At 37.8% G+C, this 26,863-nt stretch carries 29 protein-coding genes and 2 pseudogenes; 12 read left to right on the plus strand and 19 right to left on the minus strand.

The annotated features are described in order from the left end of the window. Positions 1-128: 128 nt before the first annotated feature. The 16 genes from dgt to RBI_RS13860 form a co-directional block, all read right to left on the minus strand. A complete protein-coding gene (dgt, locus tag RBI_RS15150; protein WP_051706235.1) occupies positions 129-1,166 on the minus strand; it encodes a dGTP triphosphohydrolase in 1,038 nt (345 codons plus the stop codon). Positions 1,167-1,432: 266 nt separating this feature from the next. Beyond that, entirely contained in the window at positions 1,433-1,684 is a 252-nt protein-coding gene (locus tag RBI_RS01105; RefSeq protein ID WP_038670421.1) for a hypothetical protein, read from the minus strand. Positions 1,685-1,697: 13 nt separating this feature from the next. Then, positions 1,698-2,186, minus strand: coding sequence for a gamma-glutamylcyclotransferase family protein (locus RBI_RS01110; protein ID WP_038670423.1), 489 nt, complete (start codon positions 2,184-2,186; stop codon positions 1,698-1,700). Between the two features lie 119 nt (positions 2,187-2,305). Continuing rightward, positions 2,306-3,295 (minus strand): amidoligase family protein, encoded by a 990-nt coding sequence (locus tag RBI_RS01115; RefSeq protein WP_051706237.1) that lies wholly within the window; start codon positions 3,293-3,295, stop codon positions 2,306-2,308. A gap of 58 nt (positions 3,296-3,353) precedes the next feature. Beyond that, entirely contained in the window at positions 3,354-4,970 is a 1,617-nt protein-coding gene (locus RBI_RS01120; RefSeq protein WP_242843651.1) for a recombinase family protein, read from the minus strand. Then, positions 4,906-5,847, minus strand: coding sequence for a recombinase family protein (locus tag RBI_RS01125; protein ID WP_038670427.1), 942 nt, complete (start codon positions 5,845-5,847; stop codon positions 4,906-4,908). Before RBI_RS01125 ends, RBI_RS01120 begins: the two co-directional genes overlap by 65 nt. A 111-nt stretch (positions 5,848-5,958) precedes the next feature. Further along, on the minus strand, positions 5,959-6,267 hold the full coding sequence (locus tag RBI_RS01130) for a type II toxin-antitoxin system RelE/ParE family toxin (protein WP_038670429.1): 309 nt from the start codon (positions 6,265-6,267) through the stop codon (positions 5,959-5,961). After that, positions 6,267-6,542 (minus strand): type II toxin-antitoxin system Phd/YefM family antitoxin, encoded by a 276-nt coding sequence (locus tag RBI_RS01135; protein WP_242843652.1) that lies wholly within the window; start codon positions 6,540-6,542, stop codon positions 6,267-6,269. The genes RBI_RS01130 and RBI_RS01135 overlap by 1 nt, the downstream gene beginning before the upstream one ends. 55 nt (positions 6,543-6,597) lie before the next feature. Then, positions 6,598-8,124: a recombinase family protein gene (locus tag RBI_RS01140; protein WP_038670432.1), complete on the minus strand. Its 1,527-nt coding sequence runs from the start codon at positions 8,122-8,124 to the stop codon at positions 6,598-6,600. Positions 8,125-8,195: 71 nt separating this feature from the next. After that, positions 8,196-8,315, minus strand: a complete 120-nt coding sequence (locus RBI_RS14410; protein WP_081855899.1) for a DUF3789 domain-containing protein — start codon at positions 8,313-8,315, stop codon at positions 8,196-8,198. Positions 8,316-8,327: 12 nt separating this feature from the next. Beyond that, positions 8,328-8,486, minus strand: a complete 159-nt coding sequence (locus RBI_RS14865; RefSeq protein WP_158455032.1) for a hypothetical protein — start codon at positions 8,484-8,486, stop codon at positions 8,328-8,330. Next, complete coding sequence (locus RBI_RS01145) at positions 8,479-8,826, minus strand: type II toxin-antitoxin system PemK/MazF family toxin (RefSeq protein WP_038670434.1); 348 nt, start codon at positions 8,824-8,826, stop codon at positions 8,479-8,481. Before RBI_RS01145 ends, RBI_RS14865 begins: the two co-directional genes overlap by 8 nt. Next, entirely contained in the window at positions 8,807-9,043 is a 237-nt protein-coding gene (locus tag RBI_RS01150) for a hypothetical protein (protein ID WP_038670436.1), read from the minus strand. Before RBI_RS01150 ends, RBI_RS01145 begins: the two co-directional genes overlap by 20 nt. Before the next feature lie 458 nt (positions 9,044-9,501). After that, positions 9,502-9,936: an RNA polymerase sigma factor gene (locus RBI_RS13855; protein ID WP_051706239.1), complete on the minus strand. Its 435-nt coding sequence runs from the start codon at positions 9,934-9,936 to the stop codon at positions 9,502-9,504. Between the two features lie 485 nt (positions 9,937-10,421). Next, positions 10,422-10,784, minus strand: a complete 363-nt coding sequence (locus tag RBI_RS01160) for a helix-turn-helix domain-containing protein (protein ID WP_022287130.1) — start codon at positions 10,782-10,784, stop codon at positions 10,422-10,424. A gap of 326 nt (positions 10,785-11,110) precedes the next feature. Next, on the minus strand, positions 11,111-11,506 hold the full coding sequence (locus RBI_RS13860) for a helix-turn-helix domain-containing protein (protein WP_051706242.1): 396 nt from the start codon (positions 11,504-11,506) through the stop codon (positions 11,111-11,113). A gap of 167 nt (positions 11,507-11,673) precedes the next feature. On the opposite strand from RBI_RS13860, the gene RBI_RS01170 reads away from it, so the two are divergent. The 12 genes from RBI_RS01170 (at position 11,674) to RBI_RS01225 (ending at position 22,167) form a co-directional block, all read left to right on the plus strand. Beyond that, on the plus strand, positions 11,674-12,402 hold the full coding sequence (locus RBI_RS01170) for a LytR/AlgR family response regulator transcription factor (protein WP_038670438.1): 729 nt from the start codon (positions 11,674-11,676) through the stop codon (positions 12,400-12,402). After that, positions 12,399-13,706 carry a sensor histidine kinase gene (locus RBI_RS01175; RefSeq protein ID WP_038670441.1) on the plus strand — a complete coding sequence of 436 codons (1,308 nt, stop codon included), beginning with the start codon at positions 12,399-12,401 and terminating at the stop codon, positions 13,704-13,706. The genes RBI_RS01170 and RBI_RS01175 overlap by 4 nt, the downstream gene beginning before the upstream one ends. A gap of 122 nt (positions 13,707-13,828) precedes the next feature. Beyond that, complete coding sequence (locus tag RBI_RS01180) at positions 13,829-14,404, plus strand: accessory gene regulator B family protein (protein WP_038670443.1); 576 nt, start codon at positions 13,829-13,831, stop codon at positions 14,402-14,404. Between the two features lies 1 nt (position 14,405). Beyond that, positions 14,406-14,540 (plus strand): hypothetical protein, encoded by a 135-nt coding sequence (locus tag RBI_RS15340; RefSeq protein ID WP_260647650.1) that lies wholly within the window; start codon positions 14,406-14,408, stop codon positions 14,538-14,540. Between the two features lie 263 nt (positions 14,541-14,803). Continuing rightward, positions 14,804-15,208: a hypothetical protein gene (locus RBI_RS01185; RefSeq protein ID WP_038670445.1), complete on the plus strand. Its 405-nt coding sequence runs from the start codon at positions 14,804-14,806 to the stop codon at positions 15,206-15,208. 206 nt (positions 15,209-15,414) lie between these two features. Next, the gene (locus RBI_RS01190) at positions 15,415-16,560 is read left to right on the plus strand and encodes a hypothetical protein (RefSeq protein WP_038670447.1); all 1,146 of its coding nucleotides are present in this window, start codon (positions 15,415-15,417) and stop codon (positions 16,558-16,560) included. Between the two features lie 197 nt (positions 16,561-16,757). Further along, positions 16,758-17,885 carry an ABC transporter permease gene (locus RBI_RS01195; protein WP_147343149.1) on the plus strand — a complete coding sequence of 376 codons (1,128 nt, stop codon included), beginning with the start codon at positions 16,758-16,760 and terminating at the stop codon, positions 17,883-17,885. Between the two features lie 2 nt (positions 17,886-17,887). After that, the gene (locus RBI_RS01200; RefSeq protein ID WP_038670449.1) at positions 17,888-18,559 is read left to right on the plus strand and encodes an ABC transporter ATP-binding protein; all 672 of its coding nucleotides are present in this window, start codon (positions 17,888-17,890) and stop codon (positions 18,557-18,559) included. A 17-nt stretch (positions 18,560-18,576) separates the two neighbouring features. Then, on the plus strand, positions 18,577-19,455 hold the full coding sequence (locus tag RBI_RS01205; protein WP_038670451.1) for a hypothetical protein: 879 nt from the start codon (positions 18,577-18,579) through the stop codon (positions 19,453-19,455). Positions 19,456-19,526: 71 nt separating this feature from the next. Then, positions 19,527-20,688 (plus strand): IS3 family transposase gene (locus RBI_RS01215; RefSeq protein ID WP_242843625.1). Its coding sequence is split into 2 segments (ribosomal slippage): positions 19,527-19,811 and positions 19,813-20,688, totalling 1,161 coding nucleotides; the frame shifts between segments, so codons are not numbered across the junction. A gap of 62 nt (positions 20,689-20,750) precedes the next feature. Further along, on the plus strand, positions 20,751-21,578 hold the full coding sequence (locus tag RBI_RS01220; RefSeq protein ID WP_158455035.1) for a MutS-related protein: 828 nt from the start codon (positions 20,751-20,753) through the stop codon (positions 21,576-21,578). Beyond that, entirely contained in the window at positions 21,565-22,167 is a 603-nt protein-coding gene (locus RBI_RS01225; protein ID WP_038670458.1) for a hypothetical protein, read from the plus strand. The genes RBI_RS01220 and RBI_RS01225 overlap by 14 nt, the downstream gene beginning before the upstream one ends. A 135-nt stretch (positions 22,168-22,302) precedes the next feature. Here RBI_RS01225 and RBI_RS01230 read toward each other — a convergent pair. The 3 genes and pseudogenes from RBI_RS01230 to mobP3 form a co-directional block, all read right to left on the minus strand. Beyond that, positions 22,303-22,614: pseudogene (locus RBI_RS01230) on the minus strand (transposase); the annotation flags it as partial. Positions 22,615-22,939: 325 nt separating this feature from the next. Further along, a pseudogene (locus RBI_RS01235) lies at positions 22,940-23,742 on the minus strand (IS256 family transposase); the annotation flags it as partial. A 227-nt stretch (positions 23,743-23,969) separates the two neighbouring features. Continuing rightward, complete coding sequence (mobP3, locus tag RBI_RS01240) at positions 23,970-26,840, minus strand: MobP3 family relaxase (RefSeq protein ID WP_038670462.1); 2,871 nt, start codon at positions 26,838-26,840, stop codon at positions 23,970-23,972. Positions 26,841-26,863 lie beyond the last annotated feature (23 nt).

Consider the following 26,863-nt stretch of genomic DNA (forward strand, 5'->3'; position numbering starts at 1 on the left):
TTTTTATCCGCACTTTTCTGCATTCTAACCATCTTCACGAGGAATATATTTCCTAACTTTTGGTAAGACAGCAAGAAAAAGTTACAAATAACAATCTAACTTTTTTAGTATAGATATAACGTCAATTATTAACTTAAATCTATTGAAATAAATTGATCAAGTGAGTAATTATCTCGTTTAAGTTTTGTATGCTTAAGCATACCCTCCAATGTCTGATAACTTAAGTCCATGCCACATATTTCTGTATATTCTTCTTCAAGCAAAGTAGCGACCCTTATTGATTGATAATTGTGTTTAAAACCTCCAAATGACAAATCTCCAGTAAACGATCCAACATTTTTAATTATGTTAAACTTTCCCTGTAGAATGCTATCGAGGGTCCTTTCGCCCTGATGTCCGAAAGGCGTATGACCTATATCGTGACCCAATGCAATAGCCTCAGTTAGATACATATTTAGTCCTAACCCCTCCGCTATTCCACGAGCAATCTGTGAAACAGCTTGAGTATGAGTCATTCTCGTTCTATAATAATCTCCTTTAGAAGCACTAAAGACCTGCGCTTTATCTACCATTCGCCTAAAAGCCTTTGAATGAACTATGCGTTCATAGTCACGCTGAAATTCCCCCCTATGCTGCATTGGTGCACGAAGATTATATGCCCTTTCACAATACTCGTTTCTTTGAGCCAAGACAGCAAGACCATTCTCTGAGTCTATATTTTCATATCTTTGTCCTTTGGATTTTTCTTCAAACGGTTTGTTAATTATAAAATCTATTTGTTTGGCAATTAACTCCGATTCTTCTTTTAGCACATATTCATCTTTTCCAAAGTCATCAGAAAGGCTTAATTCAGACAATTTGCAAATATTCTTGATTGCCGTTCCATAATTGAGTTTTGATTTAATGTTAAATTTTATACTAAATCCCTTATCATTATGAGATATTGTTCCCGTGCCAAGATACGAATAAATAATTTTATCATTGTCGTGTATTAGGGCAATTAAAAAATAACTGCTATCAATACAAGCTTTACTGATTTCTAGCTCATTTTCAGCATTAGAACTCAAATTATAATAATAATTCTTTCTCTCATCAAAAGAGTTTCTAAAATATTCAATAGGTTTGCAACCTTCTTTTAGTTTTATATAAATAATTTTATTGCCCATAAAATCCACCTATTCTTCACTATATTTCCCATTTCAAAAATATAAACGAGCGTGCTGCAATGTATAAACTTTCCACACAAAGATGATTTACAAAATTTGTGAATGTCCTTTAGAAATATGCTCTAATTTTCACCTTTAAACCAAAGATAGAGGTGTTTTGAAACTATAAATAGAGCAATATATCGCATATTCATCTTAGCTTAATTTTATCATAATATGACAACTTAAAATATAAATAGTAAAAATAAGTGCTCATAATGTCAAAATTATGACTTTAAGTCAATAAACTTCCCCTCACAGTCAATATAATCTTTCGCCAACTGCTTCGCCTCAGCCAAACTGTTCTCCAGTATCTCAAAACCCACAGCCGCAGAAAAGTTGTCGATCTCAATACGTTCGGTCTCGTCAGCGAAAACCTGTATCAAAAATCCCTCACAGAGAATATCTCTGCCTTTCTTGTCAACTCTGGGGATATATTTGTCTGGCGTAATTCTCACATAAAAATCCTTGTATCTCATTTGACCACGCTCCTTAAAGTTTCATCTGAAAATCATCATCTTCGTCAAATTCCTCGTCCATATCTTCATCAAAATACTGTTCGCAACCCGACCTTTCAAGTGCCGCCCTCAGATAGCTAGTATCCATATCGTTCGCCTCATATCCCTGATTTATGACGTTGTAATAATAACTGGTCGGCGGCGATATCTGTCCTTTGTTCATCAAGTACGCCATGCACTCTTTCTTTTCTCCGTCTACCTCTATCTCAAACAGCTCCTTGCGGTAAAGATTCGGAAAGCCCTCATATTTGTCAAGACTGTACTCATCTCGTCCGTCTATCTCCCATATGAGTACGGGAACTTCCGATTTATCATTCGGCACGATCGTCGCAACACCTCTGAATTCAAGCTCGTATCCTTTCAGCATCTCCTTGCTTACGATCTTTGAATTTGGACAGCGGTATGCCATTTGTTCAAGATTGATGTTACTTCCATAGGCGATATATAATCTTCTGTATTCCATAAAAACTCCTTTGCAATTTTACATACTCATTTCAAGTTCCTCTTCAACGCCCTCACATTGGCTCTCTGTGGGCTCGTTGTTTTCTTCGGGTACATTTTCGGCTTGTGTGCTGTTGCCGCTTACAGGCTCGGCACGCCGCTCACGAGCCGCTTGTTTTTCAAGCTCTCGTTTTTTTTTAGCCTTGCCCTTGCAGCAATGCCGTCCTCCGGGTGCCTCCATGCAATATCGCCTTCCAGATGTTTCAGCAAGTGAGATCTGCAATTCTTGAATTCTTCACCTATCAGCCCCAGATTCAATAGCCATACCCGAAAGCTATACCGCATATTATCACTTTGAGAAACGTGAGGAGAACAGTATTTCTTTGTCATTGCCGCATTGCTTATGGCTAATGCAAGCACGATCTGACTTCTTACCTCACCGGCATGAAGTGAACCATTATACGCTCTTATCTCGTAATGTCCGTGCTGAAAAAAGCTGTGAAGATTGCAAATAACATATCGGCTGTTCGAGTAATGCTGAAACTGCTCGCTCATTCTGCCGTGATACCAAAGCCGCTTTATCGTTTCCATATCGGTAGGTTTCTTTTGGTTTATCTCTTTGATAAATTCCTTGTCCATTTTGCGACAGTAACTTTCACGAGCGGTCGAAACCTGCAAAGCGTCCCACAGAAAATCTTCTTTGCTTGCAAATATGTTTACTAGGTTTCGTATCTGTTGAGGTGTGTAATCGTCCGCTGAAATATGGATATGTGTTCCTGCACAGTACCGAGGACCTGTTACCCCGCCTGCACGGCGTAACGCTCTGACAACTTCCTGCAAAAGCGGAATATCCTCATATTCCAGCACAGGAGAATTCATTTCCACGCTGTAAGACTTGGACGCTCTGTCTCCGTTTGAGTTATAGCAGTTGATACTTCCGTCATAAACTACAGCCCACTTTCTGTTCTTGGCGTCTGTTACAACGTATTTATCATAGCTTCCACCCTCGTGTTCAACACGCCCGTCAAGGACATTTGCCATAGCCTTTGCCGCCTGACTTCGTGTAAGTCCTGTCATTTCTATCTCTATACCGAATTTTCTTGTTTTTATGCCTTCAAAGTTTTTGGACAATGCTGCACCTCCCAACAAAAAAATAGCCTGTGGATATTCCGCAAGCCGTTCTCTAATATTACTCTATTTCCGTTCTGACCTCATACCCACCTTTAAAAATCACCAGTATCTCCGTCTTGCTCAGAACCTTCACACATTCTATCAGCTTTCTGATAAGCACATTATCAAAGGTTTCCAACTCAAACTTTTCATGCTCTATCATATCTATTATCTTATCAAGCTTGGCTTGAGTTTCGGCGGAAGTTTGATTTTTTGATTTCAGCATTGCAAGTCTTTCACTCAGGCTTTGCTCTTCCTCATACAGCTTTTCAAACTCGCTGTCCAGCTTGTCCTCATCACAGCCGCCTGTTGCTATGAGACTTATCAGATCACTTCTTGCCTTGTCGATCTTTTTAAGCCTTTTTTCGATCGCTGCGATCTCTTCCAGCCCATGACATTCAAGCACATTGCTGATATTCGCTTTTAAGATCTTTTCAACGTCGTTCCCACAAGAGTAGTAGTTATTTATCGCTCGTATTATAGCTTTGTGGAGCTGTTCTTCCTTTATCGTGGGAGAATCTGGGCAATATCTTTTGCCGTGTTCCAGCCGGCTTATACACCGCCAGACTATTAACTTTTTCCTTCTTGAAGTCCACGTTGTACGGCGGTAAGGCGTGCCGCATTTTCCGCAGATAAGCAGTTCGGTAAGAGCATATTTACTGCTGTATTTTCCTTGCTCGGTAGTAGTTTTATCGCTGATTTTACGCTTAGAACTTCGCCTTGCAAGCTCCTGCTGAACTCTATTGTATGTGTCACGGTCGATTATGGGTTCATGATGATCTGTCACAAGATACATCGGGCGTTCGCCGTGATTTTTAACTATCTTGTGAGTGATACAATCTGAGGTAAAAGTCTTTTGCAGAAGTGCGTCGCCTGCATACTTTTCGTTTTTCAAAATGCTGCGGATAAGTGATTCGTTCCATACTTTATTTCCCTGTGAAGTCAAAATACCTTTGTTCTCGAGGAGCTTTTTTATCCTGCTCATGCTGTATCCGTCGAGAAACAGCGTATATATCAGCCTTACTGTTTCAGCCTCTTCGGGTACTATCTCCGGTTTTCCGTCTGCTCCTTTTTTATACCCAAGCAGATATTTATACTGGAACTGCACCTTGCCCTCACGGTAGGCTTTTCCTTTGCCCCAGCTTACGTTTTTACTTATGGATTCTGATTCTGCCTGAGCAAAACTTCCATACAGAGCTATCATAAATTCCGATGTCATAGTTAAGGTGTTTATGTTCTCTTTTTCAAAAATAACTCCGATACCCAAGTCTTTAAGTTGTCTGACATATTCAAGACAATCCACGGTATTTCGTGCAAATCTTGATATTGATTTGGTGATCACAAGATCTATCTTTTTGTTCCTGCACATTCTTATCATGCGGTTAAACTCGGTTCTTTTCTTCGTCTGAGTTCCGCTTATACCCTCATCTGCAAATATCCCCGCAAGCGTCCATTCCTTTTTTCTGTTGATAAGATCGGTGTAATATGCGATCTGGACCTGATAGCTGTTCTGCTGTTCTTCCTGAGCCGTAGATACTCGGCAGTATGCGGCAACTCTTAACTGGTGGTATTTATCCCTGCTTTCCGCTGTTTGCACTTTCGCAGGAATTATCGTTACATTCGGCGCTGTGGACATTTTTCTCATTCCTTTCCGTAATATTCTTAATACGTATTCCGTTAATAAGCTCAACCTCTATGACACAAAAATGGCTTATCCAAATTCGTGAAACACACGCTTTAAATAAGCCAATATCGAGTGTATTTAATTGTTTGTGATTCTCAAGCAAAGCCTTGATTTCCTCTGTTTTCTGCGGGCTGTCATTGTAAGTGCAGCAATCATATTTCATCTCGGCAAGTTTGAAAATTTCGGATTTTACTCTGTCAAAATCCACTTGCGGAGAATCTGTCATCTGATTGATCTCATTCTGTTTTCGTATCACATCCGCAGTAGGTGAATATGTGCTTATCTCGCCGCCCGATTCCAACAGACTTGGATTTGCTATTGCCGAATTAATAACATTAAGTACAGCACCTATGATCATTTGATCTGTAATCCGATATTCAAGCTTGTAACAATCGTGATTTTTGCAATCCCAATGCTCATACTTTGAATTGCCGCCTATCCTTGAAAGTTTGTGACCGCATTCGGCGCAGTATGTAACATTTCTAATTTCCTGTAAATCATCGGATATCAGATTAAGCGTGGTTGCTTTTTTAACCCGCTTTTCATTTGCTTGTCTGAAAATGTCCTCGGCGATCAATTGCGGATATTTCTCAGTTCCAAGATATCTCTCATTTTCGATTATTCGCTTGACCATGTTTTTGTTCCACTTATCCGAAATAGCATTGTAACGAATTTTCTCTGACTGCATAAGCTTTGCAATCTCAGACAAACTTCTGCCTTTCAGATACTCGTCAAATATTGCAACAACGGCGTATACTTCTTTTGGCTCGGTTGTTATCTCACCGTTTTTCATACAGTATCCGAACGGGATTGTACGATTCTTTGGCATTATTTTCACTCCTTTCAGACTACAATAATATCACATTTTCTTCTCAAAAGCTATTACCAATAGCAACAAAAAAATGCCTTGCAATTTTACCTGCAAAGCATTTAGATTCAGTTATAACAACTTTTCATAATCTCGTCCGGAATACACAACTCTCGCTATCGTTACAAGCTTTTTATCTTCGTCTATCCAGTAAAACATAATATAATTATGAACTATAAGCTTACGATACTCATGCTTCAAAGGCTTGACCGGAATATACATCGGACACTTATACGGCATATTTGCCAAATCTTCGGCAGATTCAACCATTTTCTCCGCAAGTCTTTCAGCGGCATCCGGATTTGCAAGCTTTACGCCGATATATTTTGCAATATCGACCATATCGCGTCTGGCAATCGGTAAATATTCAATCGTATACATTATTCTCCTCTCGCCGCCGCTTTCATTGCGCTGAGAACATCCTTTGAAGAAAAACGTTCGCCTGTTTCCTCAGCTTCTCTTTCGGCTTCTGCAAGCTTGAAATACACGTCGCTTTCAAACTGCATTTTCTCAAAAGCCTCCATACTCATGACAACCATATCACCGTAACCGTTTTTGGTAAGGAAAACGGGTTGTGCTGTTTCATGAACGGTTTTTGAAATATCCGCAAAATTGTTTCTTAGATCCGAAACGGGTCTTATCATATTCATGTCCATGCTCATCGCCTCCTAAATATATTTTATCATAATTATGCTAAATTGTCAATGCGTTTTATATATTTTCTTTAAACTTTATTCCGCCTATCAAGTGAAACTCCAACTCATGCTGATCTATAACCACGATCTTCTCAACTATACTTTCAAATGCCGATTCTTCAAACTCGGTTATCGGCTTATCACGCCTTTCAAAAAAGTCTATTAACATTTCGATCTGATCCAGAGTTTCGTCCTCGTCGTCTAAGCGTGTAAGCTTTTTCAGTTCTGCTTGCAGCTTATTGATCTTTGCCGTAAGCTCAGTAGTCTGCTCAATATACTTAGCCTCGTCCAGAAAACCTTTAGTTTTCAGTCTTGCAAGGACGTGAGTTTGTTCTCGAAGCTTGGCGATTTCTTTGTGAATGTCCATTACTTGTGTTTTACCGTTGAACTTTTTAAGTTTCAAATCCTGCAATGATGTTTGAAGAGGTACAAGAATTTGCTTATAATTGAATAATAGTTTGTTGTATAGTCTTATAAAACTTTGCTTGATAAACTTTTCCTCAACTCGTTTATTCATGCACAATTCTGCTAAATTATCGTGTTTGCGGCAAACCCAGTATATTTTATTTCTACTATCTTTGCGTTTGTATTTTGTTCCACAGTTGGCACATATCAGTTTTCCTCTGAACGGTGATTCAGACACTATATTTTTATGTTTTCTGCTTTCAATCAATTTTTGAGCTTTTTCAAATATTTCTATCGAAATTATTGCTTCATGAGTATTCTGAATACAATATTTGTTTAATTGTCCATTGTTTTGAATCTTTCTATATGGAAGATTATTTGTTGTAAATGTTTTTTGATAGACTGAATCGCCAATATATTTTTCGTTGGAAAGAATATATCGAATGCCGTAATAACTAAATTTATCTTTATACACTTTGTACTTGCTCTGACAGATTTCTGAAATTCGCTGATAACCAATACCATTCAAAAACATATCAAAAATTTCTTCCACAATCTGAGCTTGAATTTTGTCAATAATCAATGCGCCATTATTTAACTTAAAACCAAATGGTGCAGAAAAAACATTTACAATTCCTTTTTCAAATCTTTTTTGATAACTCCATTTCAAGTTTTTTGAAATGGATACCGATTCCTCCTGAGCCAGACCGCCCATAATGGTTATCATCATTTCATCAGTCAGTTTTGCGGTATCAATGTTTTCTTTCTCAAAGAATACTGTTATTCCAAGGCTTTTAAGCTCCCTTATATTTTTCAGACAATCCTTAGTGTTTCGGGCAAATCGGCTGATAGACTTTGTGTATATCCTGTCTATCTTACCTTTCCGACAGTCGCTTATCATTCGCTGAAACTCATCACGCTTGTCCTCACGAGTACCTGTTATTCCCTCATCTGCATATATGTCAACAAGCTGTTCTCTGTCAGACTTTTCGAAAGCTTTCTCGTAATATCTTGTCTGAGCCATAAAGGAATTAAGCTGATCTTCGCTGTTTGATGACACACGGCAGTATGCCGCACAGCGGAGCTTATGGTTTTGTTCTTCTGATATTGTCGGCTGTATTATCGTTACCGTTGTCATTTTCTCACCTCCGTTTTACCAACAATGATACCACAAATCTTTATGGAATGGTATCACTATACTTGATAAAATTACTTATCCGAATCTGTGCAGTTTTCACGTTTGTCGGCTTGTCCTGCGGTTATGCACAAAGCCATTGCAAATACGCCGACTGTACCGCCTATGATTAATCCGATAATAAATCCTAACATTTCAATTTCTCCTTAAGCTGCGTCTTTTGATGACGCAAATTCTTTGTATATATCTTCTGTATTTCTGTTGATGTAATTATGCTTTTCGCTTTCTTTAAGAAGTTTATCAAGCTTATCTGCGAATATCCTTGCCATAAAGTCGTTATACTCTGCCTGTCCGAACTTAGTCATCAAAATCCACTCCTATGCTTATTTTCATCGCTTTTTCTACTTTTTCCATAAGTTCAAGATCAACCGAACCCACATAATTTTTCAGACGATATCTGTCTATGGTCCGTATCTGCTCTGCAAGAACGATCGAATCTTTGGGCAATGCTTTTGAACCCTTGATATGGATATGCGTGGGAAGATGATTCTTTTGGGCTGTGGACAGCGGAAGAACCACGAGGGTGGGGCTGTACTTGTTTCCCACATTATTCTGCACTATCAGCACAGGCCGTATACCTCCTTGTTCCGAACCGACAACGGGATCAAGGTCTGCGTAAAAGATATCACCTCGTTTGATCAGCATTTTCCTTCACCTTTTTCTTTAGAGTTTCAAAAACTTTCTTATTCCTTATACAGCTATGAAACGGACAGAACAGCACATTTGTATCTCTGACATACCACACGCAGCCGCAGCATGGATGCTTGTCCGATAATCTGATTGTAGGAGCAGGAATATATACTCCAAATTTATTATATTCGTACCGAAAATCTGATTTTTCAGGCTTAACTTTTTCGCTCATATATCAGCCTCCTGACTTTTGTTAATTTATATGTAACAGGCGGTCTGCAAAAGTGTGCAAACCGCCTTTAATTCGTTTTGCCTTCGTCCGATCCATTTTGTTTCGGACGTTTTCCGCAATATTTATCCCCGATACCCGTTGCGGCGGAACTCTGCAGGCAATCGACAGCGTATCGATCTCATGGGCGTTTCACCCGCTCTTTTAGCCCCTACTGGGAAGTATCATTATCCTCACACGTTTCATCGCCTTTTCGGAAAGCTGTTCCGAATTTTGAAACGTCACATTTATCGCTCATCCTTTCGGAGTCTTGGCGTGTGGTTTCTTTGGCTGCCGAGATTTCATACCAGCCGTGTGATCAACGTACTTGCAGAGTTGATATTCTATTGTCAAGTTACTTGGAGCTTTTATTCTCCTTACACTTGTATAGGGGTAGAAGTCTGGTATTTAACAACCGTTTTTTATTGTGATCTCAAAAGTTTGTTAAGCTTGCACAAAATCCTACGTTTCTTTTTGTGAATATTTTGCTGAGTGGTATGTAGAAAACAAGCGACCTCGTTTTCCGTTTTATTTTCAAAATATATTGCAAAGATCAACCTTCGTTCATCCTCTGAAAGTTCATTCAGACAGCTATACAGCTTTTCGCATTTAATATTTTGTATCACTCTTCTTTCGACGTCGTCATTTTCTGTTCGGAACTCCTGAAAGTTTTCAAGTTCTCCGTTAATGTTTCCTTTCAACGCAGAGAACTGGATCTCGTGCTTATAGAACGATTTATTGTTGTCATCAATATTCCATTGGGTTCTATTGTAATATGTGCGGATCTTTTCGCTTACTTCAATTTCAACGTATCTTTTGGTTATAGTGTCATAAACACTTACTATGTTTTTGCTCATTTTTTATTCCTCCGTTTTGATTTTCTTGTTCTGAATCAAAACGAAGGCTTATGGATATTTGGCTATGTATTGCTGCCAGTATTTAAAAATGGGCATAAAAAAACTCCATTTCTGCTCTTAAAGCAAAAATGGAGTTAACAAAAATAAAAAAATAGAAACCGACACTAGCTTTAAAAGCTACTTGTCAGGCTTCTACTCCGATTTTAAACAAACGTGTGATGCTTGTACTAAGTAATTAATATTATTTAATGGTTTTAACGTTATTGTTTCTCGGCATTTCCAACACTTGATCATAACTGCAAAGTTTGTACCGAAATAACTATTCTCGCCTTTTCCTGTTATTACATCAAAAAGTCTGCCACCACATATTGGGCAGCGTATATGATGTATATTATCTATTGTCAATCTATCAATCCTCCGACGTTTAGCTGGTAAGCTAAACTGATGCTAAATAAATTTGCGGCATAAACCGCAAAATTATTTGTTCATTTTTGAAGTTGGTCTATGAAATCAAGCCAATCTTTTTCTGTTGCACTATTTTCCTGTGCTTTACGAATCGCTTTTGTTACAATATTATTGCTCTTTAGATATGTAATAATGTCCGGACTAATTGTATCATTTGATGCTGCATAGAGATCATATATTTTATGTGTTTCCGCTTCGTCCAAGTGCAATTTATTAATCATTCGGTCAAGCACTTCAATAGTTGGATTGCTTCTTGCTCCGCTTTCAAGTTGACTGAGATATGCTGTAGATATCCCAATCTGTCTTGCGAGTTCTTGCTTGGTCATAGAGTGTTGTATTCGTTTCTCGGATATGAACTGACCGAATCTGAGTTTGTCAGTCATGTTTTGTGTTCTTTACTGAACTACGATTTTAAAAACAGAAACACCTGCAAAATCGTACAATTCAGTATATTGATCAAAATTTTTTACATTTGAAGCTCTCCAAGCATTTATAGTCATAAAAATTCTCCTTATTAAATTTCATATGATGCATGAGTCTTATTTAATTATACGTTTTACATTATCGATGTCAACAAAATTGGCATAAGGTGAAGATGTTTAGCACGAAATGCAAAGATCAGAAAACTAACATAATATGCTTGACCTTGTTGTTTTATTATGGTAAAATAAAAAAGAACCCTGATACAAATTCAGAGTTCTAAATTGAATTATTTTTTTGACTTTCCTATAACCTCAATGAAATACGCTAAATGCTCACGTTCTGCGTTGTCCATCTTTGCCATTATTTCTACAGCGTCGCCTATAGTCATTTTATTTGTTAGCTTTATTGCATAAGTGTCATTAAGATTTGTCCTGCTTGCACTTTTGCCGAGAATATAATCTGTAGTAACGTTATAAAAGTCGGCAAGTCGATACACAACTTCTGTAGGTGGGACAGTTAAACCTTTTTCATAGTGAGAAATAGTGCTGGAAAACAGATGAAGCTGCTTTGCTATATCTGTTTGTGTTAAGAAATTGAGTTCTCGCAGATTGATCAATGTTTTAGCTATAATGCGTTTTTGCTTTTCGCCAAAAACATTTGAACTTTTTACTTGCTTTTTCATAATATATGCTCCGCCTCTCTTTCCGGTTCCAACACTTTTATTATAGTATAAATATAGTCCGAAGTCATAAATCTGTATTATTTATAAAAATCAGCGAATTTTGTCGTAAAATTATATCACAAATACAATTGTTGTGATTTATACTACATTTTAAGGAGGAAATACATATGCTCAGAGTGGCAATATGTGATGATAATAACGTATTTGTTAATAAAATGTCACAAGCTGTAAAATCTGAATTTACAAGGCAGAATAATGAAGATATTGAGTTAGAGACCTATGTTTCAAGCGAATTAATGTTCCAGCACCACTTAATAAAGCCATTTGATGTGATTTTTCTCGATATTGATATGCCGGAGCTCGACGGATTTCAATTAGCGGCTAAGATTTCCGGTTCAAACGACTGCTACATAATTTTTGTTACCAGTCATCCCGAGTTGGTTTATGATAGTCTTTATTTCCGACCACTTAATTTTATTACCAAAAGCAATGATTCTTTTTTCACAGATAAACTGCACAGTGTTGTTAATCAGCTTTACAATGAAATGAAACAAAACACAATTATTATTTTGGAAAATAAAGAAGTCGGAAGAGTTCCGCTGCAAATAAAGAGCATTTATTATATTGAGAGCAGTAAACATTATGTTATCTATCATTCAGAACATAACGAACCGATAAAGATCAGAGGTAATATTGGTGAATTGGAGATTCATTTTTCTCAATATGATTTTGCTCGGATACACAAGAGTTTTCTAGTTAATCTTCGTCACATTTTTAATATAGATAGAAATAAAGACGAGATAATTTTTAAGCAAGGCTTTAGATTAAATATGAGTAAAAACTACAAACAAACTGTTGATGAGAAATTAACACAGTATTTGAGGAAGACAAAATGAAGAACTTGCTATGGAAATGCTTTGAGCTTGTGATTAATTATTATCAGGGCTTTATTATGACATGGTTTGTGTATAGATTTCTAAATCCTAAATCTCTCAAACAGGCAAAAACATTTCTTTCGATTTTTAGTATCATATTTGGAACAACCATAACCCTGTTAAATCACATCACTTTATATGAGGGATTTACAAGTACTTTATATTTAGTTATATTGTTGGTATATGCCATTATTGCCTTTAACGACAGTATTATTAAAAAACTACTATCAACGATCATTCCCAATATTATTCTGCTGCTTATCACTTCTGTTGAACTTAATTTATTATCATCTCTAAATAGAATAAGCGTCAAGGACTTGATTACAAATGATAATAGCGTAAGATTCATGACTTTGATTGTAATCCAGATTTCTCTTTGGATCTCCTTGAAAATTATAATCAAGCTGTTCAAATTCTCTGACAGTTATACAATATCAGATTGGTCTCCGATTATCACAGTATTAATATCTTCCTTTATTCTAGTATCACTTCTCCATGTACTTTCACTCAATGCGGATGATACGCAAAGAATATACATCAATTTATCATACCTGGTTATCATTATACTGAATTTCCTAATGTTTTACGTTATTTATTCACTCTTCTTCAAGAATGCTCAGATAAAGAATATGAAGGTACTATCCGTAAAAGAACAGTATATGGAACAGTATGTTAATAATGCGGAGACTCAATACGAGATGATCAGAAAAATAAGGCACGATATAAAGGATCAACTTACCACCGTTTATGAATTGCTCACAAGTGGCAAAACCGAAGATGCTTTGGAATTTATTGAACAATCCAACGGCATTGTTAAAGCTACAATGACATTTGTTCAAACCAATAATCCAGTTGCAAATGCAATAATCAACTCTAAATTGTCTACTGCATCAACTTTAGGAATAAAGGTGTCATGTATTACGGTAAATGACTTTGTAGGTATCAATGAGCTTGATCTATGTGACTTATTGAGCAATACTTTGGAAAATGCGATCACAGCCTGTGAAGCTATGCCGCCAGATTTAAACAAGTTTATCTATTTGGAAATCAGTAAAGAAAACAACATTTATACATTTATAGTGAAAAATTCTCTAGATAAGTCTGTTATTAGCGAAAATCCAAAATTAAAAACCACAAAGAAAGATATCATAAACCATGGACTTGGCACTTCTATTATTAGGGACATAGTAAATAAATACAGTGGAAGATATGATTACTATGAAATTGACAATGCTTTCTGCTGCTCTATAATCTTAGAAACTTAACTCATATGATAGCTCGGCTTATGCCGAGTTATTTTTTTGTGCCTGAAAACTGCACAATATGCCAAAACGCTTGACGAAAGATATTTTATATTGTAAAATTCAAAAAAAGCAAGGTGAAAATTATGAATTACTTGGTATCTCAGATTGTTAATTTTATTACGGAACAAGATGTAATCAGTGATGAATCAGATGTACAAGACTTTTATAGATATGGAATAGAAATAAGTATTTCATCGTTACTTAACATAGTTCTTGTTGTAATAGCAGGTATCCTTATTCATCATATAATCGAAAGTATTGTTTTTCTTACACTATTTATACTTATCAGATCATTCACCGGAGGCTATCATGCCGACACATACTTTAGGTGCAATCTATTGATGTGTACTACATTCATATTAACCGCTTTAGCCAATAGTATATTTTCTAATAAATTCTCCCTATTGATTATTATTGTTTTAATCTGTGTTACTGAACTGATAGTTTCTATCTTGGGTCCTATAGAGAATAAGAATAAACCAATTGATGATTCGAAAAGAATAAAGCTTAAAATAATAGGGATAGTTATAACTTTAATAATTAATTGTACCGGATTGTTTCTTTCGAGAAGTTATCTAGGTACAATGATTATATTAACAACTTTTTTAATTGCCTTGCTCATGATTGCAGCAAAGATTAAAGAGAGAGGAAGTGATTAATGTGAAAAGTTTAAAAAAACTACTAGCTGAAATGATTCAGAAGATTGCAAAACATACAGCAATTTTGGCTTGTGGAGCAGCTTCGGCATACGGTGGATATCAGACTAAAGAGCCAAAGAACATCTACAAGAGATAAGCATCAAAAAACACAATTCAAAAGATTGGCATATTCGACTATTACGATCTACACTAGTATAGTTTTGAGCTGAATTAATCATTTTGTGCAGGAAGAAGATTGATTCAAAGGTTTTCAAAGTACTGTAATACTTGTCATAGCAAGTATAGAAATTGTCTTTTACTTTGCTTAAAGATGGTTTTTTTAGAATACAGACTTTAGGTCGGGAGTATTGCGTTTGTCTTATGATGAAAGCAATAAAAAATTTCAAGGAGGTTTTCAATATGAAACTTAAGAAGAAAATTGCGGCTATGGGTGCTGCTGTTATGATAATGGCTTCTATGAGTGCTATAGGTGCTAGTGCGTATCAAGCATCATATGAGGATAGTTATCGAATTATACTTGCATATACGTCTTATACTCCAAGCGAGACAGATTCAGTGGGAACGGTAACGAATCTTTCAACTACAAAAACAAATTACTCTGTACAGTCAACCCTTTATTACAAGACTTCTGCAGCAAAAATCGGTTCTTATACTCCTTCTGGATGGAAAAAAGGTACGCTGTCCAAAGGTCAGCTTTTGAAAGCAACAACAACCCATAACCGTAATACTAGTTATAAGTATTCTGCCAGAACTCTAGTCATGAAAGATAATAGAGTTTTTAAGGATATTCAGTCTGATTACTAATATATAACCCTGAGGAGCTAAAGCTCCTGCGGCAAGCTTGCTTCGTCGCAGCCGATGAAAAGCTACGCTTACATCGGGCTTTGCTCCGAATTAAATATGCATTAAAGAAATTTTAATAAAAATCAATTGAACATTTTACAAAGGCAATGCATTATCTGAATAACATCAGATAATGCATTGCCTTAATGGGTTTGAAGGAGGAAAGAATGTACACGCTGAAAAATCTTAGAAATATGATGAAAAATCATACCGGTATGCTGGTTCTACTTGTGATTTCTATGTTTGTTTCATTCGGGGTTTTGTTTTTCGGTGTTGGATTGTACTATCAGTACAGCAAAAATATTGAGGACGGCGAAATTGACAGCTATGCTGTCGGTTTTTCCATAAATGACATTATTACAAAAAAAAATTTTTGTGAGTTTGTGAAGAATATGCCGAATAAGCTTATGGGTGATGTTTCATATATTACCTGTTTTTCGTCCACGCAGGTAAGCGGAATTGATGAGGAAATACCTGTCGCATTCTATCTTCAGTATTCTGAAGGAAAATTTGAATATTCCGATAAAGTATTTCAGCCAATGATTGATGACCTTGTAATTAAGGACGGCAGTTTTTTCACGCAGGAGCAATATTCAAACGGAGAAAAAAAGGCTGTTGTAATGGGCAGCGGAAATGTAAATCAGCCGACTTCAGCACCCGAATATACAAATTCGGTTACAGCATTCGGTCAGAGCTATGATGTTATCGGCACAATAAACCCTGCTAACAGCAGCTATTTTTTTTACAGTATCTATGTTCCGTTCAGCTCAGTCCCCGACGATACAATTATGAACGACGGGGTTTATCTTGCACTCAACAATAAAATCACTAAATCTGAATATGATGATTTTACCGCATATATCAGCGAATTTTTCAAAGATAAAATCACTCTTTATGAACCGGCATTCGACTTGGCATCAAACACTTCCTACTACATAACAGTTGTACTGATTTCGGTAATCATTGCCATTCTTTCGGCATTGAACATTTCCATTCTGTATAATTACATCATTATCAGCAGAACAAGACAACTGACCATTATGCGTATCTGCGGAGGGTTAACCTCAAATCTGAGCATATCAACCGCAAATGAGATTATTCTTATTATGCTTCCTGTAAGCATTATTTCAGCTTTGTGCTATGATAAATTTATTCTTACTGTACTTTCAGCTAAATTTCCGCTTATGAAAGCTGCATATAATCCATATGTTTACGCAGAAATAATTTTGATTTACTCTGCAATATCGTATCTTCTTAATCTGTTTTTGCTTCATCATAATCTCGGCAAAAAAATTAAGGAGGGATTGAAATGAGAATTAAGTTATACGGCAGGGTTATCGGTATATTCCTGAAAAAGCACTCGTTTATCAATGTTTTAATAAGCCTCCAGCTGATTGCTGTTTTTGTTATCGGAATAATTATGACATCGATAATAGACGAAAAGGCTTCCTCATATGAGGCTGTCAAACCGCTGCTTAATGGCGAGGGATTGTATTGTGGTGGATATTTTTTGAAAGATAATGAAAATGGCGGACTTTTGGAAAACACAGATGAAATCAAAACTCAGCTGAAAGATGTTGATTTTATCTCGTCTGTAAACTTTGCGTCCCTGCAAACAGGCGTTGATACACAAACTAACGAGGTTAAGACCGCATATGCACTTGTATATGATGATTATTCTGCAAATCTTTTTCGCCCGACAATAGAAAAAGGTTCGTGGATAACTGATTCCAAGCAATCCGATGATATACCGCAGGCTGTAATTACCCGAAATTATCAAGGCTATAATGTTAATGATATTGCTGAATTTGAAACTGAAAATGGAACGTTGAAGGTCAGAATAATCGGTGTAATTGGTGATAATGAAAAATACCTTGGAGCAAACTCGGAATATGAATCAAATGAACCATCCTATCAGTTAATGCTTTCTACACATTTCAACTGTCTGAATGACCAGCTTAAAAACAAAGGCTTTACAAACGAGGAGATTGCTTTGAAACTCGAATCTCTTGGGTATTCAGCGGACAGCATTGTATATAATGAACCTGTATTGTTTTTTACAGATAAGGAGTGGAATAAAACCGATTTGGATTCAGTAATGTCAGACTCCCTTTTTATAAAGTACAACCGGAATATTTCCGATGATGAAAAGCTTTACAACAGAAAATATATCAACGAGAATCTTTCTGTATTATCATTTGCGATACAGTTTTCTCAGTTGAACAACAACAGTCAGACCATTGTTTATAGAGAGTTGTACACATTGATGCCAATAATGTGTGCAATATACCTGCTTGTACTGATTGCGTCAGTGAGCGTTAATGCGATTAACTGCAAAAATAATATAAGAAACGAAGCCATACTGTATTTGGGTGGTGCAAAAAGAAAACAGTTGCTTACAATCAATGTAATTTACAATGGGCTGATTTGCATTGTGTCTTTGATAATTTCAATAGCAGGATCGTTGATTTTCTACAAGGCAGGATTGTTCAGCAAAACAGTAATTACATTGGGCTGGAAACCGATCACCATTTGCCTGATTGTGTGTGCTGTATATATCTTGGTATCCTGTATCATTTCCTGCATTATCCTCACACCAAAGGCTTTGAAAAAAGCAATAATATTATCGGAGGAATAGTAATGGTAAAACTTAATAACATAGTAAAAATATATAATTCAAAGAAAGCCAACGAATTCAAGGCTCTCCACGGTGTTTCGGCAGAAATTCGGGACGGTGAGCTTATTGCGATTATCGGAAAATCGGGTGCAGGAAAATCAACGCTTCTGCATATTTTAGCCTGCATTGACAACTATCAGGAGGGCGAATACTACATTGATGATGTGCTTGTGAAAGACCTTTCCGAAAGTCAGTATGCAAAAATCAGAAACGAGAAAATCGGGATGGTTATGCAGGATTTTGCACTGGTTGAGGATTTCACGGCACTGGAAAACGTGATGATACCGCTGAATTTTTCCAAAAAGAAAGTCAGTGACAAGAAAGAAAAAGCCCTTGCGGCACTGAAATCGGTAGGCATTGAGGAGCTTGCCAAAAAGCTATGCAGCAAACTTTCGGGCGGACAGAAGCAGCGTGTGGCAATTGCCAGAGCGATAGTCAATGAACCGTCAATGATTTTGGCGGACGAACCGACGGGAGCGCTGGACACAAAGACTTCCGCTGAGATTATGGAGCTTTTCAAGTCCCTGAACAAACAGGGCAGGACGGTTGTTATAGTTACCCACGACCCGAAGATTGCGGAGCAATGCGGCAGGGTTATTGAGATTAGTGACGGGAATATTGTTACAGCAAAATAAATTGTGGAGTGAAAACAATGAAAATTACCGATTATGTAGATCTGTTCTATCCGTCGGCGGAGGCTGAGGAGTATGCAAAAAAGCGGCAGAAAAAATATGAAAATTATCCGCAGGATTTTATGGTCAATCTTGAAACGGATAACATAGCAAAACTTATTGCACCTATGAATTTTGCTGTCGCAACATCTAAAATGAAAGAGTTTACAGATGACATTGAAACCCTTGATTACAGGCTGGATTGTCTTGAGGACTTTATGAATGTCCCCGAACTTAACGGAAGATTTCGACAGCTGATAAATGAACTCGCAGGAAACAGAATTGACTTTTCAGATGTTGATTGTGTCAACTCGTTTATGCAGATTAAGACCCATATGGACAGCCTTGAAGAATTTCTCGGCTGCATTGAAAACATCAACAGGTTCTTTGCAAAGTATAATCACGCAATTAAGTCGGTAGCGGTAAAAAGGCTTGCACAGTTTTTTGAAAAACTGCCAAAAAGCGAGAACATTTTCGAAATAGCATACAGCATTTCACAGCTGAAAGATACCTTTTCAAAAACCATACGGAGCGTAAAAATCGGTGTTAATTTTGATTCGGCTATGAATCCCGACAGTGCAGGACTGCTTGAAATCGGATATGACAAAATTTATCCCAAGGGAAATATTCTTGAAAAGCTTGTGTTCAAAAGTTTTGCAGGCAGAGAGCAGTTTATTGGCGAGGAGCATTTCAACTCGGCAACAAGGCACACTCCTATTGATATAGACACTGCCCTTTTCCGTGAACTGAGCAAATACACAAAGGAGTTCGCCCTGCGGATTGCCGCAGCACTTAAAAGCTATCGTTCCTCGGTTTTTTCAGACCTTTCGGAGCTGGAATCACAGTATAATGTACCCTAGAAACTGAACACAAAATTGCCAAAACATCGTGACAGTGGTATAATAAAAGAAAGAAACAGGAGGACACGATAATGGCGAAGAGGAACACATACACACCGGAGTACAAGGCAAAAATCGTAATAGAAATACTGGAGGGAGAGCAGACGATCAGCGAGATAGCAAGTCGTGAAGGAATCAACGTCAATCAGCTGAAAAATTGGAAAAAGGAATTTCTTGAGAATGCATCCCGTGCCTTTAATGGTTCAAAATCAGAAAAGGAAGCAAAAAGAGCAGCTGAGAACTCAAAAAAGCGGGAAGAAAAGCTTATGCAGAAAATCGGTCACCTGACAGTTCAGGTGGACTGGCTCAAAAAAAAATCTGAAGAAGTGCTCGGACCTGACTGGAAGGAAAAGTCTGGTTATGAAGAATGATAGGCTGAACATTAAGGAACAGTGTGAACTGCTTGAAATCAACCGCACTTCGATGTACTATCAGCCTGTTGAACCGGCAGAAAAAGCCTTGGAGCGTGAGGAATACATCAAATCACGTATTGACTACTGGCACACAAAATTCTGCTACATTGGTCATCGGAAAATCAAAGAAAAGCTTGTACAGGAAGACGGGATTGCAATCGGCAGAAAGCTTGTCAGACGTTATATGGCGGAAATGAATATCTGTCCGGTTTATCCGAAATCCAATCTTTCAAAGCCCGGAAAGAACAGTTTAAAATTTCCGTATCTGCTGAAAAATCTAAAAATTGACCGACCAAATCAGGTATGGTCAATTGACATCACCTATATCAAAATGGGGCGTAGCCATATGTATCTGACAGCGATTATTGATTGGTACAGCCGTTTTATCGTGGGCTATGAATTGTCTGATACGCTGGATACTGCACCGGTTTTAGCAGCAGTCACAAATGCCATGGAACAATACGGCAATCCTGAAATTATCAATTCTGATCAGGGCAGCCAGTTTACAAGCAATGACTATATTGAATTTCTGAAAGCGAAGAATATCCGCCAGAGTATGGACGGAAAAGCTAGATGGGTGGATAATGTGGTAATTGAACGCTGGTTTCGCAGCTTGAAAACGGAGTTGATTTATATCAATGAATACAGCAATCCCAGAGAGCTGCGCCAGCAGATTGGTAGTTACATCAAGGATTACAACAACGAAAGACCCCATCAGGCGCTTGGCTACAAGTTGCCTGTGCAGGTTTACCAAGCCAAGTCTGTATGCAATGCTGCATAAATTTTGCTTACGTTTTTTGGATGGCTATACAAAGTTTTCGCTGTCACGATAATTTTTTTCATTTGTGTCTTGACAAGGGGGACATTATACAGCTTGACTTCTATGGCGGAGCGGCACAGTTTATATCAAGTGTTAGGGCAAGGGGAATGAAAATGTGCCGACCGAAATTTCTCCCCTCTGAGAAGCGTGTTACAAGGCTGAAAAACGTCTTTGACCTCAACTTCTACAGGCAGCTTGTTACGCAAAATCCGCAGGAAATTCTGACCGAAAAAATTGTTGCAAACGATATTGATATGTCAGATTACGCACGGTTTTATATGGTGACGGGAGCAAACAACGGCGGAAAAACCACTTTCGCAAGAGCGGTGGGAGTATGTCATTTAATGGCACAAATGGGATTGTACGTTCCTGCGGAAAGTGCAGAGATTTCCCCTGCCGATTACATATTCACCCATTTTCCAAAGGAAGAAGCTGTCGGAATAAATTCAAGCCGATTTACCACGGAAATCAAGGAGCTGAAAAAAATCTGCGAATATATGACCGACAGAAGTCTTGTTATTCTCAACGAATCCATTCAGTCAACCACGCCAGTTGAGTGCTTAAACATTGCAAAAATTCATCTTGAAATTATAGCGGCAGTGGGGGTAAGGGGATTTTATGTCACTCATCTAACAGAACTTTATAATGAAATTCAGCGGATAAACAACAAAAACTATCCCACAAAGGTGGGAAGTCTGGTATCCTGCACAGACAGTGAGGGCAAGCGTATGTACAAGATGAAAGCCGCAAAGCCGCCTATTGAAAGTCTTGCATACACGGTTTACGAAAAATTCGGAGCAAAGCTTGAAGACGTACTTGCAAAGTCGGGTGATAAGAATGGACAAGCGTGAAAACCTTTTGCAGTTTCTTGATTACGGTGGAAACGAGCTGTTTTCAAGCCTTATGGAAAGTGACAGCGACAGACCGCAGGCGTTGGACAGAATGTGCATTTTACTTCGCAAGGCTGTGATTTTCGGGAAACTGAAAGGCAGAGCTGCGGCATACCAATATATGATTTCAAAGGCAAACCAAATGGGATTTATAAAGTCAAAAAAAATACATGCCTACAGGCTGACAGCTGCCGAACGGGAGCGGATTACAGAAAAAGTCTGCAAGTCAACAGGTGCGAAATATTTTTTCAAAAAGTATGGAAAGAACGTGATAATTTATTCTGCACTGCTTGGGGCGGCTGTGATTTTGGTTGTGCTGATATATAATTATATGCACTCGGAAAAATATCTGAAAAGAATGTACCAGGCGGCTGAGGAAACTGTAATTATAGAGTCGGCATACAAAACCGATTACGGCATAAAGCTTACCATACACAACAATTCACTTGCGGACTATTACATCTGCGATTTGCCGACCTTGAAATATACTGACGAATATGATGACCGGGCAATCGGAACATATTATCATTGTAAAAATGCAAAACTTTAAGATTGTGTTATATACAAGTTTGACAAAAAATGACCTGATTCTAAATTCTGTATAGCTGCGGAATGGCATATCAAAATTAAAGAGCAAATCTATTTGATGAGATCGTCGAAACCACCGTCGGTCTTATCTGCATATTTTCATAAAAGTATTCTGTGCAAGATACAGCATTTTGAACAGTCTCTCATCGGTTGGAAATAACGACTTTGTTTTGGTGACCTTTCGCAGCTTACTGTTAATTCCCTCAATCGCATTGGTAGTGTAAGTCAGCTTTCTCAGTTCCTGCAGAAACTTGAAGTAAGTGCTTAGATTCGCCCGATTTTCATACCATGACTTTGAAATCTTTGGATACTTCTTGTCCCATATTGATGCAAATTCGTCAATGGCATCATGCGCAGAAGGCACATCAACAGCGGGATAAACACATTTTAAATCAGCCATAAGTTCTTTCTGACACGCTCAGACCTAAATATTGCGGATATGCTCTTCAATGTCAGCAGTTGACACACCTTTTGCGTAACATTGAGATGATTTTATTCTCCATGTCCGAAGAAATTTTGGGCTGATTTTTCCAAATAAGCTGCAGCTCTGGCCCTGCGAAAAAATCTCTGTAAATTCAACAACAGTGATAAAAAACGATATTGTGGAGCGGCTTGAAAAACAGCCGCTCATTTTTTTACAGTATACAATAAATACCGTAATTTGTCAAGGTTCTTCAACAGTCAGTCTGCTGGAATGGAGCGTAGCGGAATGGAAGCAGACTGACTGTGCCGGCTCAGCTTAGCCTGTCGAGATACATGATCTCCAGCTCGCCAAGAACTATGCCCCAGTTTCTCAGCGGTATAGTCCATTTTTTCGCTATTTCATGCGTTGCAAGATACAGTACCTTCAGGAGCGCCGTATCGCTCGGAAATACGCTTCTCTGCTTGTTCAGACGACGATAGCCGCTGTTAAGGCTTTCGATCGCAATGGTGGTGTAAATGACCTTTCTCACATCAGCGGAAAACTTGAAGATCGGTGAGATCACATCCCAGTTTTTGTACCAGCTCTTCATGGCGTTTGGATAATCTTTCTCCCACTTCTCCGTCACACGCTCAAGCTGTTCAAGCGCAGCGTCCTCAGACGGTGCGTGATAAATGGTTTTCAAATCGTTGGAAAATTCTTTCTTGTTTTTTGCACCAACATATTTCAGCGTGTTTCTTACTTGATGAACGATACAACGCTGTAATTCTGTCTGTGGAAATGCCGTATTTACGGCTTCTTTCATACCCGAAAGACCATCGGCACATATCACGAGGACATCCTTTACGCCGCGATTTTTCAGCTCATTCAGGACTCCAAGCCAATATTTTGCACTTTCGTTTTCTCCGATATGTATGGATAAAACTTCCTTGTGACCTGTCAAACTTACTGCAAGGATTACATATGCTGCAAGTTTTTTATCTGTCCGTTTTCTCGTACAGAAAAATGTACAGCATCAATAAATACAATGAGATAAACCTCGCCCAGAGGACGTTTCTGCCAGTCCTCTATCTGCGGAAGAAGGCGGTCTGTGATATCGGATATCATACTCCTCGATCAGCTCTGCGATGATATTCTTCTTCCCCTCGCTCATTGGTTCTCTTTTTCTTCTTGCCATAAAAAATCAGCCTCCTGTGTTATTTATATTTTACCATAGTTGACTGCGTTTTTACAGACTTTTTTTCGGTGGGTCTCAGCTCTTTTATTATACACTACTTTGGAGATTTACACAACATATGGGAGAAAACCTATCTTTTCTTTGAATATAGCTTTTAAGATATTTCTTAGTTAGTCATATTTTGTTCTTCTCTGATGCCAATTCCTGACTTTCTCTTTTGTATCATTTTTCTGAGCTTTCTATCAGTTTGTATTTTTAAAGAACACTGCTTCTGCGAATAATTATCCTCAATACAGCGACTTAAATTCACAAACAATCCCATAACAGTATTTCTAAGCAGCATATTTTCAAAATCATCAATATTGTTAAGCATATTCTGAACGTACTCATTACCATCATGTGCGGACTTTGTGAGCCACTCCACAGCCTTTTCCTTATCCTTTTCAAGTTCATCTGCTCCGAAAAGATAAAGCCTGCCGAGCTGATAGCTTGACCACATATTTTTATCAGACGACCGCTTAAAATAGTCCACCGCCCTTTGAATATCATACTTTTCTTCCTGCAAATACAACTTCCCAAAAGCATACTGTGTGAATTCGTTATCCTCTGCAAGCAGCAAATATTTCTCTGCTCTTTCTAAATCCTGCGTGACAATTTCACCTTTCAAATAAAACTGACCCAACTGAAAACAAGCAAAACTGTCACCCTTATCTGCACATTCTGTCAACATAAATAGTCCTTTTTCAATATCTTGTGAAAAATATTCACCCGAAATATATTCCAATGCAAAAAAACGCTTTGCATTGGAATTTTTAAGTTTCATTGCTTTTTCAATACACTCCAAACCCTTATTTAAATCAGCCTCAATGTATTTTCCTTGAATTAATGTTTTGCCATATTCATACAGACCATTCTTGTTATTCATCTCAGCGGAACGTTTGAAGTAATCAATGGCTTTTGAAATATCAGCTTCCGTTCCAAGTCCGTTTTTGTACATAACTCCAATTTTATAAAATAGGTTATCGTCCGCCTGATCTTTGCTTTCAAGTTCAAGGAAACCAGATAATGCGACCTTGTAATATCTTTGTGCGGTTTCTTCACTTTGACTTACATATTCGCCTTTATCGTACATTTGAGCAACAGCGTATGGGGCATAAGGCTGTCCCTGTTCAGATGATTTGCGATACCACAAAAACGCCTGCGACAAGTCTTTTTCCACACCGTTGCCGTAGTAATATAAATTGGCGAGACTGTATTGTGCGAATTTGTTGCCCTCCTGAGCTGACTTCAAAAACCATTCAAATGCCTTTTCATAATCTTGTTCCGTTCCCAGACCATAGCAATGCATTTTTCCGATTCTATACCAAACGTAAGAACGCATATCCACGGGTTTCATGACCTGCCCTTTGTATTTTGGTTCATATGGAAACATAAAATCTGAGTCCGGCTCGATCTCCATAAAACCCTGAAATGCTTCTTCGTAGAATGAAAAAGACTTTTTTTCATCTTTTTCGCCGAGTTTATCAGTAGAATAGAGTTTGCCCAGATCTTGAATAGCAAGAACATTACCTGCCCCTGATTCGTTAAGCAAAAGCTGCTCCGCTTTTTGAAAATCTTCAAGCTTTGATCGCTTGTTATAAATCAGCTTGCAGGCTTCTTTGTAGGAACTACTCCACTTGAGGTAATATTTGCTTTTCGGAGCGTCATCAACATCGACTGTTACCGCATTTTCACCACTCCAAATGAAATCTTCGGCTGTCAGATCATCGTTATTTGAAAATGTCACTTTATCATTTTCGGATTGCTCAGATTCATCGAACTGTGGAGAAATATCAACATAAAAGTCATCATTCGCAAATTGTTCTGTTGGTTCGGGTTCTTCAATTTCTACATCAATGACAGGATAATTCATGTCAAGCACAGTTCTGATTATCATATTCCGCACAGGCTGAAAAACTTTGTTATCAACCAATGGCGGCAGTTCTTTTTCCTTTTGCGTATAGCTCTTGTATTTCAAGCTCTCCAAACTGCACCATTTTTCATAAAGCTGACGGATATTATTGTCTTTTGCAAGTTCTGAAAAAATACTGTTGACCGTTTCTTTGACATCAGGCGGAAGGTACCCATATACTTTTTTGCCTTTAACATTCTGTAACTGAGAATATAGTTTGCGGATAAGATTTTCAAGCTGCGGATTTTCAAAACCGCCTTGCTGAACTTTTCTGACAATACTTTTAAACTCCGTTTTTGATACAGCTTTCAATTCGTCACGGCTTAACGTCTGCTCCTGATATATGGACTGCAAATCGTCCTTAAATATATCGTTTGCAAAAGCTGAACGAATCTTATTAATTCCCTCGTTTGTTAAGAATCCTTCCTTTGTATTTTCGGAATAAACAAGCAGATGAATATGCGGATGATGAGTAGTGTCATGAAATGCGGCGTACCATTTTAAATTGCATAATGAAATTTTCTGATTTTTTGCAATATCTGAAATGTGACGCATAACAAGCTGCCGCCACGCTTCCGAATTATCGTAACCAAGTCTAATTGCATCTTCACGACGAAGTGAAATTACGTGGGACCAGACATTGCCTTTGTGATTTGCTATTTCGTTAGCTACCCTGTCAAGAATTATCGGTTCATCTTTTTCATTGAAAAGACCATGAGAACCTCTTTTCTGAACTCCCGGACGCATAGCCATGTAACCGACAAAATTCTGACGATTACCAATGACGTCAGCGTTACGCTCAATGATCGTACTGATTAGTTCCGAAGCGTTTTCTACAGTAGGGTTCACAGTGTAGTCCTCATATTCCAAATATTTTTTAGCTTCGGGAAAATCTGAAAGCAGATCGTTTAAAAGCTGTTCTTGATTCTTTGTAGCGTTATCATTTCTATCCATAATGTTTTGGTCACGGACTTCAACTGTTTCACGGGTTGCGATGTACTTTGTGTAGTTTCTGCGCTTGTTTTTACTTTTCTGTGTACCGCTTTTTAGGTAGCGGCTTGTTACGATAATTTGAGATAAAGTCATAACATATCACCCCCATTTTTATG

It is taken from the genome of Ruminococcus bicirculans (ex Wegman et al. 2014) (assembly GCF_000723465.1).
In the GTDB taxonomy this organism is placed as follows: domain Bacteria; phylum Bacillota; class Clostridia; order Oscillospirales; family Ruminococcaceae; genus Hominimerdicola; species Hominimerdicola aceti.

Coding starts and splice junctions, on each gene's coding strand:
- dgt (WP_051706235.1), bottom strand. CDS start 1,166: ATGGGCAATAAAATTATTTATATAAAACTAAAAGAAGGTTGCAAACCT.
- RBI_RS01105 (WP_038670421.1), bottom strand. CDS start 1,684: ATGAGATACAAGGATTTTTATGTGAGAATTACGCCAGACAAATATATC.
- RBI_RS01110 (WP_038670423.1), bottom strand. CDS start 2,186: ATGGAATACAGAAGATTATATATCGCCTATGGAAGTAACATCAATCTT.
- RBI_RS01120 (WP_242843651.1), bottom strand. CDS start 4,970: ATGTCCACAGCGCCGAATGTAACGATAATTCCTGCGAAAGTGCAAACA.
- RBI_RS01125 (WP_038670427.1), bottom strand. CDS start 5,847: ATGCCAAAGAATCGTACAATCCCGTTCGGATACTGTATGAAAAACGGT.
- RBI_RS01130 (WP_038670429.1), bottom strand. CDS start 6,267: ATGTATACGATTGAATATTTACCGATTGCCAGACGCGATATGGTCGAT.
- RBI_RS01135 (WP_242843652.1), bottom strand. CDS start 6,542: ATGGACATGAATATGATAAGACCCGTTTCGGATCTAAGAAACAATTTT.
- RBI_RS01140 (WP_038670432.1), bottom strand. CDS start 8,124: ATGACAACGGTAACGATAATACAGCCGACAATATCAGAAGAACAAAAC.
- RBI_RS14410 (WP_081855899.1), bottom strand. CDS start 8,315: ATGTTAGGATTTATTATCGGATTAATCATAGGCGGTACAGTCGGCGTA.
- RBI_RS14865 (WP_158455032.1), bottom strand. CDS start 8,486: ATGACTAAGTTCGGACAGGCAGAGTATAACGACTTTATGGCAAGGATA.
- RBI_RS01145 (WP_038670434.1), bottom strand. CDS start 8,826: ATGCTGATCAAACGAGGTGATATCTTTTACGCAGACCTTGATCCCGTT.
- RBI_RS01150 (WP_038670436.1), bottom strand. CDS start 9,043: ATGAGCGAAAAAGTTAAGCCTGAAAAATCAGATTTTCGGTACGAATAT.
- RBI_RS13855 (WP_051706239.1), bottom strand. CDS start 9,936: ATGAGCAAAAACATAGTAAGTGTTTATGACACTATAACCAAAAGATAC.
- RBI_RS01160 (WP_022287130.1), bottom strand. CDS start 10,784: ATGACTGACAAACTCAGATTCGGTCAGTTCATATCCGAGAAACGAATA.
- RBI_RS13860 (WP_051706242.1), bottom strand. CDS start 11,506: ATGAAAAAGCAAGTAAAAAGTTCAAATGTTTTTGGCGAAAAGCAAAAA.
- RBI_RS01170 (WP_038670438.1), top strand. CDS start 11,674: ATGCTCAGAGTGGCAATATGTGATGATAATAACGTATTTGTTAATAAA.
- RBI_RS01175 (WP_038670441.1), top strand. CDS start 12,399: ATGAAGAACTTGCTATGGAAATGCTTTGAGCTTGTGATTAATTATTAT.
- RBI_RS01180 (WP_038670443.1), top strand. CDS start 13,829: ATGAATTACTTGGTATCTCAGATTGTTAATTTTATTACGGAACAAGAT.
- RBI_RS01185 (WP_038670445.1), top strand. CDS start 14,804: ATGAAACTTAAGAAGAAAATTGCGGCTATGGGTGCTGCTGTTATGATA.
- RBI_RS01190 (WP_038670447.1), top strand. CDS start 15,415: ATGTACACGCTGAAAAATCTTAGAAATATGATGAAAAATCATACCGGT.
- RBI_RS01200 (WP_038670449.1), top strand. CDS start 17,888: ATGGTAAAACTTAATAACATAGTAAAAATATATAATTCAAAGAAAGCC.
- RBI_RS01205 (WP_038670451.1), top strand. CDS start 18,577: ATGAAAATTACCGATTATGTAGATCTGTTCTATCCGTCGGCGGAGGCT.
- RBI_RS01225 (WP_038670458.1), top strand. CDS start 21,565: ATGGACAAGCGTGAAAACCTTTTGCAGTTTCTTGATTACGGTGGAAAC.
- mobP3 (WP_038670462.1), bottom strand. CDS start 26,840: ATGACTTTATCTCAAATTATCGTAACAAGCCGCTACCTAAAAAGCGGT.